Annotated in this window: 16 protein-coding genes; 10 read left to right on the top strand and 6 right to left on the bottom strand. The window is 69.0% G+C overall.

The window, feature by feature from the left end; all coding sequences use genetic code 11:
- Positions 1-66 precede the first annotated feature (66 nt).
- The 3 genes from FXO18_RS02435 (at position 67) to FXO18_RS02425 (ending at position 1,811) form a co-directional block, all read left to right on the top strand.
- Positions 67-684 carry an SRPBCC family protein gene (locus FXO18_RS02435; protein ID WP_187774139.1) on the top strand — a complete coding sequence of 206 codons (618 nt, stop codon included), beginning with the start codon at positions 67-69 and terminating at the stop codon, positions 682-684.
- A gap of 92 nt (positions 685-776) precedes the next feature.
- Positions 777-1,166 (top strand): nuclear transport factor 2 family protein, encoded by a 390-nt coding sequence (locus FXO18_RS02430; protein ID WP_149359467.1) that lies wholly within the window; start codon positions 777-779, stop codon positions 1,164-1,166.
- A 54-nt stretch (positions 1,167-1,220) separates the two neighbouring features.
- The gene (locus FXO18_RS02425) at positions 1,221-1,811 is read left to right on the top strand and encodes a DUF4126 domain-containing protein (protein ID WP_149359466.1); all 591 of its coding nucleotides are present in this window, start codon (positions 1,221-1,223) and stop codon (positions 1,809-1,811) included.
- On the opposite strand, the gene FXO18_RS15825 is transcribed toward FXO18_RS02425, so the two are convergent.
- Positions 1,808-1,972: a hypothetical protein gene (locus tag FXO18_RS15825; RefSeq protein ID WP_187774138.1), complete on the bottom strand. Its 165-nt coding sequence runs from the start codon at positions 1,970-1,972 to the stop codon at positions 1,808-1,810. The genes FXO18_RS02425 and FXO18_RS15825 overlap by 4 nt on opposite strands.
- 278 nt (positions 1,973-2,250) lie before the next feature.
- Here FXO18_RS15825 and FXO18_RS02420 point away from each other — a divergent pair, with 278 nt between their 5' ends.
- The gene (locus tag FXO18_RS02420) at positions 2,251-2,652 is read left to right on the top strand and encodes a VOC family protein (RefSeq protein ID WP_149359465.1); all 402 of its coding nucleotides are present in this window, start codon (positions 2,251-2,253) and stop codon (positions 2,650-2,652) included.
- A 4-nt stretch (positions 2,653-2,656) separates the two neighbouring features.
- Here the strand turns inward: FXO18_RS02420 and FXO18_RS02415 are convergent, their stop codons facing one another.
- Both FXO18_RS02415 and FXO18_RS02410 read right to left on the bottom strand, forming a co-directional pair.
- The gene (locus FXO18_RS02415) at positions 2,657-3,781 is read right to left on the bottom strand and encodes a helix-turn-helix domain-containing protein (protein WP_149359464.1); all 1,125 of its coding nucleotides are present in this window, start codon (positions 3,779-3,781) and stop codon (positions 2,657-2,659) included.
- The gene (locus FXO18_RS02410; RefSeq protein ID WP_187774137.1) at positions 3,778-4,920 is read right to left on the bottom strand and encodes an ATP-binding protein; all 1,143 of its coding nucleotides are present in this window, start codon (positions 4,918-4,920) and stop codon (positions 3,778-3,780) included. Before FXO18_RS02410 ends, FXO18_RS02415 begins: the two co-directional genes overlap by 4 nt.
- A 231-nt stretch (positions 4,921-5,151) precedes the next feature.
- On the opposite strand from FXO18_RS02410, the gene FXO18_RS02405 reads away from it, so the two are divergent.
- Positions 5,152-6,198 carry an esterase-like activity of phytase family protein gene (locus FXO18_RS02405; RefSeq protein ID WP_149359462.1) on the top strand — a complete coding sequence of 349 codons (1,047 nt, stop codon included), beginning with the start codon at positions 5,152-5,154 and terminating at the stop codon, positions 6,196-6,198.
- Between the two features lie 23 nt (positions 6,199-6,221).
- Here the strand turns inward: FXO18_RS02405 and FXO18_RS02400 are convergent, their stop codons facing one another.
- The gene (locus FXO18_RS02400; protein ID WP_149359461.1) at positions 6,222-6,695 is read right to left on the bottom strand and encodes a DUF4442 domain-containing protein; all 474 of its coding nucleotides are present in this window, start codon (positions 6,693-6,695) and stop codon (positions 6,222-6,224) included.
- Positions 6,696-6,824: 129 nt separating this feature from the next.
- On the opposite strand from FXO18_RS02400, the gene FXO18_RS02395 reads away from it, so the two are divergent.
- Positions 6,825-7,550 carry an alpha/beta fold hydrolase gene (locus FXO18_RS02395; protein ID WP_149359460.1) on the top strand — a complete coding sequence of 242 codons (726 nt, stop codon included), beginning with the start codon at positions 6,825-6,827 and terminating at the stop codon, positions 7,548-7,550.
- Positions 7,551-7,620: 70 nt separating this feature from the next.
- Positions 7,621-8,190: a dihydrofolate reductase family protein gene (locus FXO18_RS02390; RefSeq protein ID WP_149360058.1), complete on the top strand. Its 570-nt coding sequence runs from the start codon at positions 7,621-7,623 to the stop codon at positions 8,188-8,190.
- Between the two features lie 18 nt (positions 8,191-8,208).
- On the opposite strand, the gene FXO18_RS02385 is transcribed toward FXO18_RS02390, so the two are convergent.
- A complete protein-coding gene (locus FXO18_RS02385) occupies positions 8,209-9,102 on the bottom strand; it encodes a TIGR03620 family F420-dependent LLM class oxidoreductase (protein ID WP_149359459.1) in 894 nt (297 codons plus the stop codon).
- 109 nt (positions 9,103-9,211) lie between these two features.
- On the opposite strand from FXO18_RS02385, the gene FXO18_RS02380 reads away from it, so the two are divergent.
- Positions 9,212-9,928 carry a polyamine aminopropyltransferase gene (locus FXO18_RS02380; protein ID WP_149359458.1) on the top strand — a complete coding sequence of 239 codons (717 nt, stop codon included), beginning with the start codon at positions 9,212-9,214 and terminating at the stop codon, positions 9,926-9,928.
- Between the two features lie 69 nt (positions 9,929-9,997).
- Here the strand turns inward: FXO18_RS02380 and FXO18_RS02375 are convergent, their stop codons facing one another.
- The gene (locus FXO18_RS02375) at positions 9,998-13,075 is read right to left on the bottom strand and encodes an MMPL family transporter (protein WP_149359457.1); all 3,078 of its coding nucleotides are present in this window, start codon (positions 13,073-13,075) and stop codon (positions 9,998-10,000) included.
- 272 nt (positions 13,076-13,347) lie between these two features.
- Here FXO18_RS02375 and FXO18_RS02370 point away from each other — a divergent pair, with 272 nt between their 5' ends.
- Both FXO18_RS02370 and rsgA read left to right on the top strand, forming a co-directional pair.
- Complete coding sequence (locus FXO18_RS02370; RefSeq protein WP_149359456.1) at positions 13,348-14,082, top strand: lysophospholipid acyltransferase family protein; 735 nt, start codon at positions 13,348-13,350, stop codon at positions 14,080-14,082.
- Positions 14,083-14,475: 393 nt separating this feature from the next.
- Entirely contained in the window at positions 14,476-15,561 is a 1,086-nt protein-coding gene (gene rsgA, locus FXO18_RS02365) for a ribosome small subunit-dependent GTPase A (protein WP_149359455.1), read from the top strand.
- Positions 15,562-15,571: the final 10 nt, after the last annotated feature.

The following is a 15,571-nucleotide window of genomic DNA, read 5'->3' as shown; positions in this document are numbered from 1 at the left end:
CGCCGCCGCCCTGCCCGACCCCGCGCTGCGCCGCGCCGCCGCCGCCATCATCGCCGCAGACGTGCTGTGGGTCGTGGCGAGCGTCCTCATCCTCGCCGTGGCCTCGTTGCCCGCGCCAGCACGCGCCACGATCCTCGTCGTCGGCACGATCGTCGCGATCCTCGCGATCGCTCAAGCCATCGGTCGCGCCCGCATCCACCAGGACGATCCTCTAGCTGGATTCGAGGTAATGGAAACCAGCACCACGATCCCGGCCCCGCCCGAGCAGTCCTGGCAGATCTCACCGACCATCGCCTCTACGGGCAGCTCGCGCCCAACCTCTCCGACGTCACCGTCACCAGCAGCCACAACGGGGCACCTCGCGCCCGGCAATGCACCTCCACCGGCGGCAAGACCTGGAGCGAGACCTGCACCCTCTGGGAGGAAGGCCGCGCCTTCGCCATCGATGTGGATACCAGCACCTATCCCTACCCGCTTGGCTCGCTCGCCGCGATGTGGTCGGTCGAGCCAGCGCCGAGCGGCAGCACCGTGGGCATGCGCTTCGCATACCAGCCCCTCGCGACACCTCGGGGCGGACTGTTCGCGATCATGTTCCGCATCGCGTTCCCGCCCATCCTGCGACGCATCGAGGCTGGCTGGGCACGGGAGGCGCGCAAGGCCGGGACCCGCGGGCGCGGCGAGTAAGCAGCGATCGCCCGCACCCCTCCGCGTTGCCTCTTGTGGCAAGCGAGCCAGCGGCAGGATACTTGAGGTAGCCAGTGGATCGGGGGCCCGGAATGGATGCACGAGAGGTCATCGAGACCCTCTATGACAAGTTCGCTGAAGGCGATGGGCCTGGCGTGATGGCGATGATGGCCCCGGACATCTCGTGGATCGAGGAAGCAGGCTTCCCCTACGGCGGCACCTACATCGGCCCCGATGCGGTCGCGGCGAACGTGCTGGGGCCGCTGGCGAGCGATTGGGAGGGGTTCCGGGTCCAGCCCGGCACAATCCTGGCCGAGGGGCCGCGGGTCGCTGCGCTCGGCTGGTACTCCGGCAGGAGCCGGGCGACGGGCCGCTCGTTCCGGGCCCGGTTCACCCATTGGTTCACCGTCGAGGACGGGACGATCACCAGTTTCGAGCAGGTGGCCGATAGCGTGCCCGTGCACGACGCGCTGAAGCCGTAGCCGGCTGGCCCGCCGAGAGCCGCGAGCGGGAGGGCGCGGCCTAGAATCGGACGCATGGATACCTGGATCCTTGCCGCGTTCCTCGGTCTTGGCCTTGCTGCCGCCACGGGGCTGCGCACTTTCCTGCCGCTGCTGATGCTCAGCGCGGTCGCGCACTTCGGGTGGCTGGGGATCAGCCTGGGCGAGTCGTTCTCCTGGCTCGGGTCCACGGCCGCGCTCGTGTCGCTAGCGATCGCCACGGTGGCGGAGCTCCTCGCGGACAAGATCCCGTTGATCGACAATGCACTGAGCGCGCTGGGCATGGTCTCGCGCCCAGTGGCGGCCGCCATCGCGGCGGGAGCGGTGTTCACGAGCCTCGATGCGTCCGCGGCGATCATCGCCGGGATCATCGTGGGCGCGCCCACGGCTCTGGCGGTGGGCACGGCGCAGGCCGGGACACGGGTGGCGAGCACCACCGCGACGGCGGGCACCGCGAACCCCATCGTGTCGATCGTCGAGGATGTGCTGTCGTTCGTGGTCGCGCTGATCGCGATGGTGCTGCCGGTGCTCATCCCGCTGGTGCTGATCGCGGTGGCGTGGCTGGCCTATCGCGGGTCCCGGCGGTTGCGTCGTCGCCGCCCGACGAGCTGGGCGGCGCAGCGCTAGCCGCGGGACCGGTCGGAGAACAGCTCGCGGTAGGCGTGCGGCTGCGCGTGCTGCGTGCTGGGGGCGGCCTGATCGGCGCTGGTGGTGTCGTGATCCTCGGGTGCCGGGCTGGCATCAGGATCATTGCTGATTGGGGCGAGGAAGAGCTGGGAGTATTCCATGCAGCTGTGCAACTTTCAGTGAGTTCGTGGGGCGCGCTTCAGGAGGCGCCCGTGGGTGCTCCGCTGGCTGGCATCTCGCGTTGTGACGCGGAGCGGGCGAGCGGGAGACAGAGCGCGGACCAGTGGCCAGGGTATTTCCGGGCGTCGTGCCTTCCGGGGTTGCTCCGCGTACCTCGTACTCTACGCCCTCGGTGCCCGATGGGCGCGATGACTTCCGTCGCTGTGGCGAGTCCTACCCTCATGCACTGCCCGTGCATCGCTGAGGAAAGGACTTTGCCATGCCCACTGATTCGCGTCCCGCCCCCGCCATCTCGAGCGTCTTGTTCGCGAGCAGGGATCCCGAGCGGCTCCGCGTGTTCTACGAGAAGGCGCTCGGCATCACCGCGCAGCGCACGCCCGATGGCGGCTACTGGGTGCTCGATCTCGGCGGCTTCTACCTGATGCTCGATGGCCGGGAGGATGTGGAGGAGCACAATATCGATCCGTGCCGCTTCATGCTCAACATCGAGGTCGACGATGCCCGCGCGGCCGCGTCCCGGATCGACGCGACGGGCGCGAGCTGGTTCGCCCCGCTCGAGGACCGCGACGGCAGCTGGTTCGGAACGTTCATCGATCCGGACGGCAATCACGCCCAGATCATTCAGATCAGCGAGCGGATGCGCGAGATGATGGCCGACTAGCCGGTCAGGTCGTGCCGGCAGTGTCGCGCCACAGCAGGTAGGCGGCCAGCATCGGATCGGTGAACTGGTAATAGGTACGGCGCTGGTCCTCGCCGGGCAGCTTGCCACCGCGCACCCAGGCATTGTCCGCGAGGCGGCGCAGCGTGACCGCCGCGGTGTTGGCCGTCAGCCCGGCATTGTCGGCAAGCTCGCCCACGGTGATGGGTCCCGGCGCGCGCGCGAGCCCGAGGAGGAGCTGCCGCTCGGTGTTGGCCAGGCCGAGCAGCTCGTGCTGGTAGTGCGGGGAGCAGGTGTCGAGCAGCTTGCTGATCGTCGCTGCCGGCTGTCCCAGCGTCGAGGGACGCGCGGTATCGGCGATGATCTGCCATGCCCGCGGTGATCCGCCGATGGCGCGGTGCACGGTCTCGATCGCGGCGGCGGCACCGGCGGTGCCGAGCCAGGTGGCGAGCTGCTCGTCTCCGGCGCTGGTGGCGCGGTGCCGCAGAAGGCTCACCGCCTCGGCCGTGCCGAGGGGCGGGATGGTGTCGATATCGAGGTTGCCGTACCAGGGCTCGGCGCGCGAGGAGAGCGCGGGGACGAGCCTGCTCGCGGAAGCAAGGACGAGCGTGCGGCCGTGGGTCTCCACGAAGCCGCGCAGAGCGCGCGCCCCGGCACCGCCGATCCGGTCGAAGAGAACATCGATGTGCTCGGCGACGAGCACGAGGAGCCGTCTGCCCACGATGGTGGCGAGGAGATCCTCGAGATCGCTGACCGACGCCGCGAGCCGGGCCGCGCGCGCCTCGTCCGCATGCTCGGGGCCGAGCGTGGTGATGGCTTCGTGCAGCAAGTCTGGATAGCTGCTGATCGGAAGAGCATCGTCGCTCAGCCACGCCAGTGCTACCCGGGCCGCGACCTTCTCGCTGCGCAGGGCCTGACCTGTAGCCACAGCGAGGATGTGGGTCTTGCCCGAGCCCCACGGCCCGCGCAGCAAGGTGTGGGCGCGCGTCCCTGACCGGGAGGCCGTCTCGATCCGGGAGCGCACCCGCGCGATCAGAGCGGCATGCCCGGCGGTGGCCTGCTCGAGGTGGGGGAGAGGGGCGGTGCGCGGGTTGTGCACTGGATGCAGCGGGGCCGGCAAGGATGCGCTCATCGCATGCTGCGCTTCCAGTACTCGCGCACCAGCGTGCTGCGGAACCCGCTCGCCCGGCCCTCGCGGCGCAGGTAGTGATCGCGCTCGAGATCCTCGATGATCCGCACGAGCGCGCGCCGTCCCGGCACCTCGGGCAGCTCGGTGTAGGGCAGCAGGCGGCGCAGCTCATCGACGGTGATGGTGCCGCGGTCGGCGTACACATCGAGCATGGATTCGATCAGCTCGGCCCGCTCGGCCCCGTAATAGGGGGTGATGCGGTCGCGGTAGTGCCGCATGTTCCACGGGTCGTGGGGATCGATCAGCGCCGATTCGACGAGGCTCGCGATGTCGCTCGGGGCGAGATCATCGCGGGCGGGCATGTCCCGGCAGGCCTTCACGAGGTGCTGGATGTAGTACGGGACCGCCTCGGCGGCATGGGCGATCGCTACGGCTACCCCGAGCGGATCGGTGGGGCGGATGTCCTCGCCGAGCATGAGGCAGCGCGCGAGATGGATCGCGTCGGCCTCATCGAGCGAGCCGACGGGCTCGGGGACCACGTCGTTGACGCTTCCCGGGGCGGCATCGCTGACATGGTGGAACCCGATGGAGCCGAGCAGGAGCATGGCCAGCCGGGTGGAATGCTGCTGGCGGATCCGGCGCAGCGTGACAAGCAGCTCGCGCCCGGAGCCGGGCTGGGCGCGCTCCATCTCGAGGGCAAGGACGGGCACCTCATCGATGATGAGGACCAGCGGCGGCTCGCCCTCATCAGGAAGGGCGAGGGCGATGATGTCGTCTAGGCCGCGGTCCTCGCTGGCACGCTTGGCGCCGACGGGCCCCGCGGTAATGGTCAGCTCCCAGCGGCGCAGTTCCTCGCGCAGGGGGCCTGCGGGCACGGAGCGGGAGAGGGACCTGGCGAGCTCGGTGGCGAAGCCGCGATAGTCGACGCGCTCGGCGGAGGTGCGGACGAAGCGTCGATCCGTGGCCGCGAGATGGGCCTCGACGAGCCGGGCGATCGAGGTCTTGCCGACCCTGCGGTCGCCGGTGAGCAGGACGGTCTGCCGCGCGGCGAGAAGGCCGAGCACGCGGTCGACTTGGAGGTCCCGGCCAATGATGTCCTCGAGCGCGGGCACGCTGCCCACGGTCAGGGGAATGGGGCGCATGGGGCGATGATCCACCCGTCGATCATACAACAAAACAGTCATCTGACGGATTAGTCATATGATTACTGGGTCATATTGTGAAGCAGTCAGGTGACAGATATGCACTGCATACCAGTTCATCGAGTTGATCGTGTGCGCTTGGACGCGTAGCTCTCTCCCTGTTCCCTCGCTCGCGGCACCGCGACGTGTCGTGCACCAGAATGTAACGTTGCGGGAGTACCGTGCTGCCCCATGAGGACCAGGCTGGGCATCGCTACCATGCTCGTCACTGTGACGATCTCCGCCGTGTCCCTGGCGCCCCAGGTGGCTGCCGAGCGCGTGACTCATCTCGACACCGCCGCCGTGGAAGTGGATTCCCGCCTGGTCGAGGCATTTCCGGGCGGCTTCACCGGCCTCGATGCCACACCGATCCCCGGTGTCTTCCTTGCTGTCTCCGGCAATGCCAATCATTCGGGCACTGCCCGCTTCACTACCATCCGCATCCCGCTTGGCGCCGACGGGCGATTCACCAGCAGCCGCATCGAGGTCCTCGCCGATTCACCACTGCGCGACGCCGCTGGCCCGATCGGTGGCGCCACCTTCACGGCCGGAGCTGTCCGGCAAGCCGGCGGTGACGTTCTCGTCGCGAGCACGACGAGGAGCCGCTCGGGCGTGGTTCCGCGGCTCAGCGGCTTCGATATCACTGGAGCCCACGTCCGCGACTACGCCCTCCCCGGCTCGTGGATGCCCAGCGATGCCGGTGGCTCTGGCATCGCTTCCGCGCCGTCGACGCTCGGTGCTGCCATCGACGGTGGCCTTATCGCGGTGGCCAGCGGCGCGCCGCTCCAGCAGGACCGCTCGCTCCCGGGTCGGCCGCGCGCGCGGCTCGCGCTGATCGATCGCTACAGCGGGATCATCATGCGCGAGCACGCCTTCGAGCTCTCGATGGGCGATAGAGCCAGAGTGACCGGCATCCTCGCGCTATCAGGAACCGACTACTTGATCGTCGAGCAAGGCACTGGCCCCGACGGGCAAGCATCCGCGCGGCTGCACCGGGCGAGCACGAAGGCCGCGACCGACATTGCGGGCAGGCGTGCGCTCACCGGCGAAGAGGCGCCGCTAGAGTCCGAGCTTCTGCTCGACCTGGACACCGTCGGCGCGCAGGCCGGTGCCGTCGAGGCCATCAGCCTCGGTCCGAGGCTCGCGGACGGCACGGCAACCGTCGTGCTCGCGACGAGCGGGGGCACTGGCGAGAACGGCGTTGCCCCGCGCATCCATGTGCTGCGGCTCGAGCGCTGATCCACCGGCCCGCGCGCTAGGCCCTAGGCCGCAGCGGCAATGCTCCGGCGGGCCTTGAGGCGGGTATAGACCTCGCGCCGCACGGTCGCGACCACATCGCCCGACTCGTCGCGGATATCGCAGGAGAACCAGGTGAGCACGCGCTCGCCGCCCGCAGCACGCTCGCGGATCGCCGCCACCACTTCGGGAGGCATGTCCATGGTCGCTGTCAGTCTTCCCGTTCCGGGCTTGCGGTACTCGATCTCGCCGCGCGTGTCCCACACGTAGTGGTCGTCGCCAAGCTGCGGCAGGAGCAGGAGCATGAAGAACGGGTCGGTCATCGACGACAGCGATCCACCGAAGGCGGTGCCCACGGCGTTGCGCGTCAGCGGGGTGACCTTCATCGATACGACCGCGCGCGACCAGTCCTCGGCGATGGATTCGACCTTGATGCCCGCGCCGAGGAAGGGCGGCCAGGCCCGCATGCCCCATTTCAGTGTCCGTGGCGTGATTTGCATGATTGCTCCTTGGGTCGCGAGAAAGCTGCTGGAACTCACTTTACGGACATATGCCATACTGCATAACCCCCGTGTGGCAGGGATCTCCCCGACGACGCCGCCACGCTCGCGCATGCAACACTGTCTGGCGTGAGCAGCCTGCCCCCGATCGTCCTTGTCCACGGCATCCGTCTCAGCCACGCTGAGTGGACCGCCGAGACCGCCCAGCTCCGCGAGCATGGCTACCGCGTCGACGCGGTGGACCTCCCCGGGCATGGCAGCCGCCGGGGGCAGCCCTTCACCCTCGACGGTGCGATCGAGGTCATCACCCGCAGCATCGACGCTCACGGCGAGCCCGCGCTGCTCGTCGGGCACTCCCTCGGCGGATACCTCGCGCTCGCTGCCGCGGCCCGGCATCCTGACCTCCTCGCCGGGCTCGTCGTCACCGGCTCCACCGCGATCCCCAGCAAGATCTTCGCCGCTCCCTTCCTTGGCGGCTACCACGCCCTCAACCGGCTCCCCAACCGCGGCGATACCGCCAGCCAGATCGCCATGCGCCTCACCGCCCCGCCCCCGGCGGCCCGCGCGATCATCGACAACGGCATCGCCACCGAGGTCATCCCCGACGTCGTGCGCGACATCGTCGCGTTCGATCCGCTCGCCGCCGCGCGCTCCTACCCCGGCCCCACCTGGTACATCAACGGGCGCCACGACCACTTCCGCATCCACGAGCGACGCTTCCTCCGCGCGAGCCGCGACAACGGCCGAGCCGCCGAGCTGCGCATCGTGCCCGGGGCTGGCCACTACTTGCCGCTCACCCACGCCGCTGTGTTCACCACTCATCTCGAGGGCATCGCGGCTGGCATCCGGGGCTGACCACCACGATGTGTCCGACCGGACCGCTAGGGTAGGCACTGCTCCGCACCCCGGAATCGTGAGGATCATCATGGCGCGCACCTACTACTACACCGCGATGACCCTCGATGGGTTCATCGCTACCTCCGATGATTCGCTGGACTGGCTGTTCACCCGGGAGCAGGATCCGCGCGGCCCGCTGAACTATGACGATTTCTTCGTCGGCATCGGGGCGATGGTCATGGGGTCGACGACCTATCAGTGGGTGATCGATCACGAGTTCGCTGGCAAGGATTCCTCGGAGTGGAAGTGGCCGTACACCATTCCGTGCTGGGTGCTCACGCATCGCGACCTGCCCAGCATCCCCGGCGCACCGATCACCTTCGCGCGGGGCGACGCCTCGAGGATCCACCAGCACTTGCTGGAGGCCAGTGGTGGTCGTGATATCTGGATCGTCGGTGGGGGAGATGTCGCCGGCCAGTTCGCGGACGCGGGCCTGCTCGATGAGATCATCGTCTACCTCGCGCCGGTCACGGTCGGCGCGGGCAAGCCGCTGATGCCCCGCCATGTCGAGCTCCGGCTCGAGGAAGTAGCGCGCAACGGTGAGTTCGCCTGTGCCCGCTACACCGTGGTGCGCCCCGGCGGCACTGCCACTGGCTAGCGGGAGGGTTGTGAACGGCTAGAGCAGCGCTTCGGCCAGCATTGCCCAGTCCGCGCGCGGTGGCTCCGTGATGCTCGTTCCCAGCACCTGCACGACCACGCTCGTCGCGCCCGCCTCGAGGTGCGCCGCGACGAGCTCGCGCGTGTGCTCGACACCACGCGCCACCATCTGCTCGGCGAGACGGGTGCTGCCACCCCGGATGAGGTCATCGTCGGTGAATCCCTGCCGCACGAACGATGTCCGGTAGTTCGGCAGCCCGGTGTAGATCGCGAGATGGCCGTGCGCGCGCTCCTCCCATGACTCGCGGTTGCCCGCGGCGACCGGATCGACCACCGCCGCCTGCTCCACCACGAGCAACGGGTCCGGGCCGAGGATCTCCCGCGCTCCAGCGGTGTGCTCCGGCGTCACCAGGTAGGGGTGCGCCCCGTCGGCACGGTCGCGCGCCACTTCCAGCATCCGGGGGCCCAGGGCAGCGAGCACCCGGGCGGGGGCCACCTGCTCACCGGCAACCAGGGCCGGGGCGGAATCCATCGCATCGAGGAACTCCCGCATCGCCGCGATGGGCTTGCGGTACACGTGCCCGCGCGTCCGCTCCACCAGAGGGGCGTGGGAGATTCCCAGCCCAAGGACGAACCGTCCCGGATGCAGTGCCTCGAGAGTGCGCCCAGCGGACGCCGCGGCCAGTGCGTCGCGCCCATAGATGTTGGCGATGCCCGTGCCGATCACCATGCGCTGCGCCGCTGAGAGATAGAGCTGCGCGGCGGTGAATGCCTCCCGGCCGTAGGCCTCGCCGAACCACAGCGACCCCCAGCCCTGCTCGTCGAGCTCCGTCACCAGCTCGCTCGCCTCGGCCGGGGCGCGACCATCGAGCGACGCCGTCCACAATCCCACCTTGCCCAGCGATGACACCATGATCCGAGTCTGCCACCGCTCTGTGGACCGCGCACGCGACGGGGCCGCCCAGAAACGTCGGCAGAGCAGGATACGACCAAGGATCGCGCGACCAAGTAAGGTGCGGCGAATGAGATTCGAGGAACTGGCCTGGCAGGACAGCCCGCTCGGAGAGATCAGCCTGCGGCGCCGGTGGGATCCCCGCGCGAAGCGCGACGTGCTCGAGGTCAAGCTCGGCGACGAGTACCTGATGTCCAGCATGTTCACCCTTGCCGAGGAGGAGCTCGCCCGGCTCGGCCTGGCCCTCCTCGCGGCGGACCAGAGCGATCTTTCCGTCGCTGTCGGCGGCCTCGGCCTCGGCTACACCGCCATCACCGCGCTCGATGACCCGCGCGTGGCATCGCTGGTCGTCATCGACGCGATCCCCGAGGTCATCGAGTGGCACCGGGACGGCCTCATTCCAGCGGGGGAGCGTCTTGCCACCGATCCTCGTTGCCGCCTCGTCCACGGGGACTTCTTTGCCCTCGCGGCAGGCGTTTCCCTCGACCCGGAGCAGCCGGGCCGCCGGTTCGACGCGATCCTCCTCGATGTCGATCATTCGCCGCGGCATGTGCTGCACCCGCGCCATGCGGCCTTCTACGAGCGTCCCGGGCTCGAGCACCTCGCCACTCATTTGCGACCCGGTGGAGTGTTCGCGCTGTGGTCCAACGACCCCCCGGACAAGGAGTTCCTCGACCGGCTGGCTAGCACGTTCACGACATCTGAGGCGCATGTGGTGGAGTTTGCGAATCCGCTGCAGGGCGGCACGTCCACCAACACTGTCTACACCGCGACGACTCCTGGCTGAGGATAGCGAGAGCCCCGCCGGTGCCCGGGAATCCGGGACCGGCGGGGCGCCAGCGCGAGCGGGATGCGGCTAGGCCTTGGCGGGCCACCAGGACGCGCGACCGAGCAGCAGCAACGTCGACGGCACGAGGACCGTGCGCACGAGCAGGATGTCGAGGATCATCCCGATGCCCACCACGAAGCCGAGCTGCGCGAGCAGGTAGATTCCGCCAGCCATCAGCGCGAACATCGTCACCGCGAACACCACGCCCGCGGTGGTGATGACGCTTCCGGTGGCACCGAGCGCGCGGATCACCCCGAGGCGCAGTCCGCCGCTTCGTCCGCTGGCATCGGAGGACTGGGCTGATTCCTGCCGGATACGGCTGATCACCAGCATGCTGTAGTCCGCGCCCACGCCCACGAGGATCACGAACGCGATCGGGATCACCGACCAGTGCAGCGAGATGCCCAGGATGTGCTGCCAGACGAGCACACCGATGCCGATGGTGGCGATGAACGACACCAGCGCCCACACCATGATCACCAGTGGAGCGACGATGCTGCGCAGCATCGCCACGAGGATCAGCGTCACAGCAGCGAGCGCGATGATCGCCACCAGCGCGAAGTCGCGATTGATCTCGTCCTCGAGGTCGCTGTAGATGGAGCCGAACCCGGTGGTCGAGATCTCGGCGTCCGCGAGCACGGTGCCCTCCGCGGCCGCCCGCGCGGCGGACTTGATGGCGTCGATCCGCTCGAACGCCTCGTGGCCCAGCGCATCGCCCTCAGTGAGCACGATCATGCGGGCGGTCTTGCCGTCGGGGGAGACGAAGAACTTGCTCGCGGTGACCAGGCGCGGGTCGTCGAACGCGAAGGCGGGCAGGTAGAACCCGGAAGCGGTGCCCGTCGAGGCGCTCGCCCGCATCTGCTCCAGGTATCCGGTGGCCGTGCCGAGCCCCGCGGTGAGCTCATCGAGGGTGCCGGGCAGTTGTCCCGTGCCGTCCGCGATCTGGCTGGCGCCTCCAGCGATCTGCGCCACGCCCGCCTCGAGCTCGCGCACCCCGGCGGAGAGCGCATCGAGCTGCCCGCGCACCGCGGCACCGTCCCCGCCGAGCACGGCAAGGGATCCCTGCACGCGATCGGAGATCTGGCGCATGCTCACTGACATCGCCCGCATGCGCTCGGCCGCGGCATCCGCATCGCGTCCCGCGCTGATGGCATCGCGCAGGGCCTGGGCGGAGTTTCCACCGGTAGCAGCATCGATCATGACGAGTGCCTGGCGGACGGTGGCGCAGTGCGCGTCGGCACCGCACCCGCCGTCGCGCAGGCCCGGCCCGAACACGGCGGCGAGCAGCTCGGTCGAGTCCCGGATCGCGGTGGAGTTCGCCGCGATGACCGCGGCGGCATTCTCGATGCCGTCGGCGAGCACGCGCATCTCCGCGAGGGCGTCGTCGAGGTCCATCGTTCCTCCGGAGGCATCCTGCACGGCACGCTCCACGGCGTCTACCGTGCCAAGGATCTCGCGGGAGACCCCGATGAGCTGATCGGTGCCGTCGACGAGCTCGGGCATGCGTTCCCGCGCCTCGCTGGTGCCGCGCTCGAGCTCGGCGGCACCGGCGACGAGACGGTCGAGCTCGGGCCGCTGCGCGGAGATCTGCTCGCTGGCCACGCCTAGCCCGTCGGCGATCAGCCCGGCCTGGTAGCCGAGCGAGGCCTCGGGCAGGGTCTCCCCGTCGGGACGGGTGATCGAGCGCACCGTGCCCACGCCCTCGACCTCGGAGATGCTGCGCGCCATGTGCTCGAGCGCCGCGAGGTCCTCGGTGGTGCGCAGGTCATGATCCGCGCGGACGATCAGATACTCCGGCACGAGCTCGTTGCGGGGGAAGTGCTTCGCGGCGAGCTGGTAGCCGAGGTTGCTGCGGGAGTCGGCGGGCTGGGCACTGAACTCATCGAAGTTCGGCTCGTGGGTCAGCGCGACGAGCGCGAAGGGCACGAGCACGAGCACCGACAGCGCGAAGGCCGGAAGTGGACGGCGGACCACGCGCGCCCCGGCGCGCCTCCAGCGGCGCTCGGGGGATCGCTTGCCGGGCCTGCCCGGGAGCGGATCGGCCCGGCCACCGCGACCGAGAATGGCGAGCAGCGCGGGTCCGAGGGTGAGCGCCGCGGCGAGGGAGACGAGGATGCCGACAGCGATCGGGGGACCGGCGGTACGGAAGATGCCTACCTTGGTGAACAGCATCGCCATGCAGGCCGCGGCGATGGTCAGGCCCGAGGCGATGATCACCACGGCGATGCCGCCGATGGCCTCGGCCGCGGCCTCCTGCACATCGAGGCCCTGCTTCCGTGCCTCGTGGTAGCGGCCGATGATGAACACCGCGTAGTCGGTGGCGGCACCGATGACCAGCGCTGTCATGAGCGCGGCGGTGAACATCGACATCTCGAGGATCCCGGCCTGGCCGAGCAGCCCGACGACGGGGCGTGCCGTGCCGAGGCCCACGCCGAGCAGCGCGAGCGCGATCACGACGGTGGCGATGCGCCGGTAGGCGATGAGCAGCGCGAGGCTGATGAGGATGATGCTGGCGCCGGTGATCAGCAGCATCCCGTGATCGACCGCGCGCAGCTGGTCGGAGGTGGTGGCGACCGGTCCGCTGAACTCGACGTCAAGCCCGTCGGGCCGGGGAAGGGTGTCAGCGAGGTCGCGCACGGCGTCGGTGGCCTGGGTGGCCTCGGTGGTGCCGTTGCCGCCGTTGAGCACCGTCATCAGCGTGACGGCCTTGCCGTCCTCGCTGGTGGTGAGCTCGCGAGCTTCGGGAGTGGTCTGCAGGTCGAGGATGTAGGCGACGTGCTCGGGGATCTCGAGGAGTCCCTTGGTGAGCTGGTCGTAGTACGCGCGGTCCTGCTCGTCGATGCCGTCCTCGCTGGCGAGCACGAAGAACCCGACGGCGGAAGACTCGGGGTTGCCGAAGTCCCGCGACATCTCCATCAAGGCCTGGTTGGCCTCGTTGTCGTGGGGGATGAACGCCGCGGAGTTGTCGGCGATCACCCGCTCGAGCTGCGGCACGGCGAGATTGAGCCCGACGAGCGCGAAGATCCATGCTGCGATGATCCAGCGCGCGTGGCGGGCGGCGAACGCGCCGAGCCGCCGGAAGGGGGGACTGGTCGAGTGGGCCATCAGTGCTCCTTGGTTCGCATCATCGTTGATGCGGAAAGCTCAGCCAATATGTCCTATGCAGTAGAGCATATGATCAGGCTGCGGCAGCACGGCCCGTGATGAAGGGCACACCGGTATGACCGCTCCCGGCCCCCGCGCGCCCACCACGTTCTAGACTTGTGTCGCCGGACTAACTAGGCGAGAGTCAATACGACGAATTCGACACGCTAGTGCCCGCTTGGTGCCCAGCTACCGGCACGGGCCAATGGGCCTTGAAGGAGACAGGGACGAACATGGCCGATAGTGAAGCGGTCACGCACCACCCGGACTTCAGCAGCAACCAGACGCTGTACTGGATACTCAAGTTCGGGATCATCGGGCCGTTCTTGAAGGTGTGCAACCACCCCGATTTCCGCGGCGTCGACAACATCCCCAAGGACGGGCCCGGCATCATCGCCGGCAACCACATGTCCATCGCCGACTGGCTGTTCGCGCCGCTCGCCTCACCGCGCCGCATCTCCTACCTCGCGAAGAACGAGTACTTCACCACCCCGGGCCTGTCGGGGAAATTCCAGCGGTTCTTCTTCTCCCAGACCGGGCAGGTACCGATTGACCGCACCGGTGCTAGCGCTGCCGAGAACGCCCTCAACACCGCCAAGCGACTGCTCAAGGAAGGCCGCCTCGTTGGCCTGTACCCCGAGGGCACCCGCTCGCCCGACGGCAGGCTCTACCGCGGCAAGACCGGGGTCGCCCGCATCGCGCTCGAGACCGGCGTCCCCATCATCCCCGTCGGCGTGATCGGAACGGATAAGGTCTGCCCGCCGGGCAAGAACACCTGGAACCGCGAGAAGGTCATCGTCACGTTCGGCGAGCCCATCGACCCCGCCGCCTTCGGAATCAGCGGCGACAAGGCTGCCGAGCGGGCGCTCACCGACCACATCATGGACCGCATCCAGGCTCTCACCGGCCAGGAGTACGTCAATGAGTACGCCCCGCGCGGGAAGCGCCCGAAGCCAAGCGGCGCGTAGCAAGCCCCTGGTCCTCCCAAACGCGATAGAAGTCCATGAACACCCGGTGGATCTTCTATCGCGTTTGGTGTTTGCGGGTGCTTATGGCGCGACGAAGCCAGGCCCGTGGGGCGTGCCAGCGCGTACGAGCTGGTCCGGCGGGAAAATGCGTCGACAGGCTTCCCGCCGAGTGCTAGCTTCAGGTTCACGTGGAGAGTCGAGGGATAGGGAGGCCGATTCATGATTGCGGTGAGGATCGCTGCCGCGCGCAGCGCCCGGATCAGTCATTCCTCCCGGGCCCCGATGTGACCGACGCCCGTGGGCCGCTCGCGGCCCCGCCCTGGTTCTGTCGCCACCGATGGAGCCAGATGAATTCTGGGTGAGCAACGGGGCCCCTTCACGAAGGGTCTCATCGTGCAACCATCATCTGATTATCCGTCCCCCTCCCCGCGCCTGTCGGCACTCGGCTGGGACGATGCTCGTGCCGCGCAGTTCGCCGAGCACGCGGCCGCTGGGCTGGTGCCCGCCCGTGTGGCACGGGTCGATCGCGGCCGCTGCGGCACCATCACCGACGCGGGTCCTGTCCGCGCCTCTATCAACGCCGTGGCCAGTGACGATCCCGAGCACATGGTGTGCACGGGGGACTGGGTGGCCCTGCGACCCGGTCCCGAGCCCGAGCTGGTGGCGTTGCTGCCACGCCGCAGCGCGATCACCCGGGCCACCACGGATCGCACGTCCCGCCAGCAAGTCCTGGCCGCGAACGTCGACACCGTCGTCATCGTGGTCTCGCTCGCCATGCCCATCAGGGCTGGCCGCATCGAGCGGCTGCTCGCCCTGGCCTGGAGCAGCGGCGCGCGGCCCGTGATCGCGCTCACCAAAGCTGATCTCGCTGACGACCCCACCATGGATCTGGCCATCGTCGAGGCTGTCGCCGCGGGGGTAGACATCGTGACTACCAGCGCCGCGACCGGCGAGGGCATCGACCAGCTCGCGCAATGCACCACAGGCACCGCCGTGTTGCTCGGCCCCTCAGGTGGGGGCAAGTCCACCCTCGCCAATGCGCTGCTCGGGCACGACCTCATGGGCACCAACGAGGTTCGCCGCGCCGATGGGAAGGGACGCCATACGACCGTGCATCGCGAGCTCGTGCCGCTGCCAGGCGGCGGCACGCTCATCGACACCCCCGGCCTGCGCGGCATCGGCATCCAGGATGCCGCTGACGGCATCGAGCAGGTGTTCTCCGACATCGAGGAGCGGGCATCCTCGTGCTCGTTCCGCGACTGCGCTCACCGCAGCGAACCGGGGTGCGCGGTGCAGGAGGCCATCGCTGCCGGCAAGCTCGATGCGCGCAGGCTCGATCGCTACCGCAAGCTCCTGCGCGAGAGCGAATGGGCCGCCAGCCGGGGTGACGCGCGCAAGTCCGCCAAGCGGAGCAAGGAGCGCAAGGCGATCACCCGGGACATCCGGGCGCTATACCGGTTCCGCGATCAGCAGCGCTAGGCCGTCAGCG

Origin of the sequence: Lolliginicoccus suaedae (assembly GCF_008312885.1) — a bacterium.
GTDB lineage: Bacteria > Actinomycetota > Actinomycetes > Mycobacteriales > Mycobacteriaceae > Lolliginicoccus > Lolliginicoccus suaedae.
Note: the sequence above shows the minus strand (reverse complement) of the source record. Positions and strands in the feature narration are given on the sequence as shown.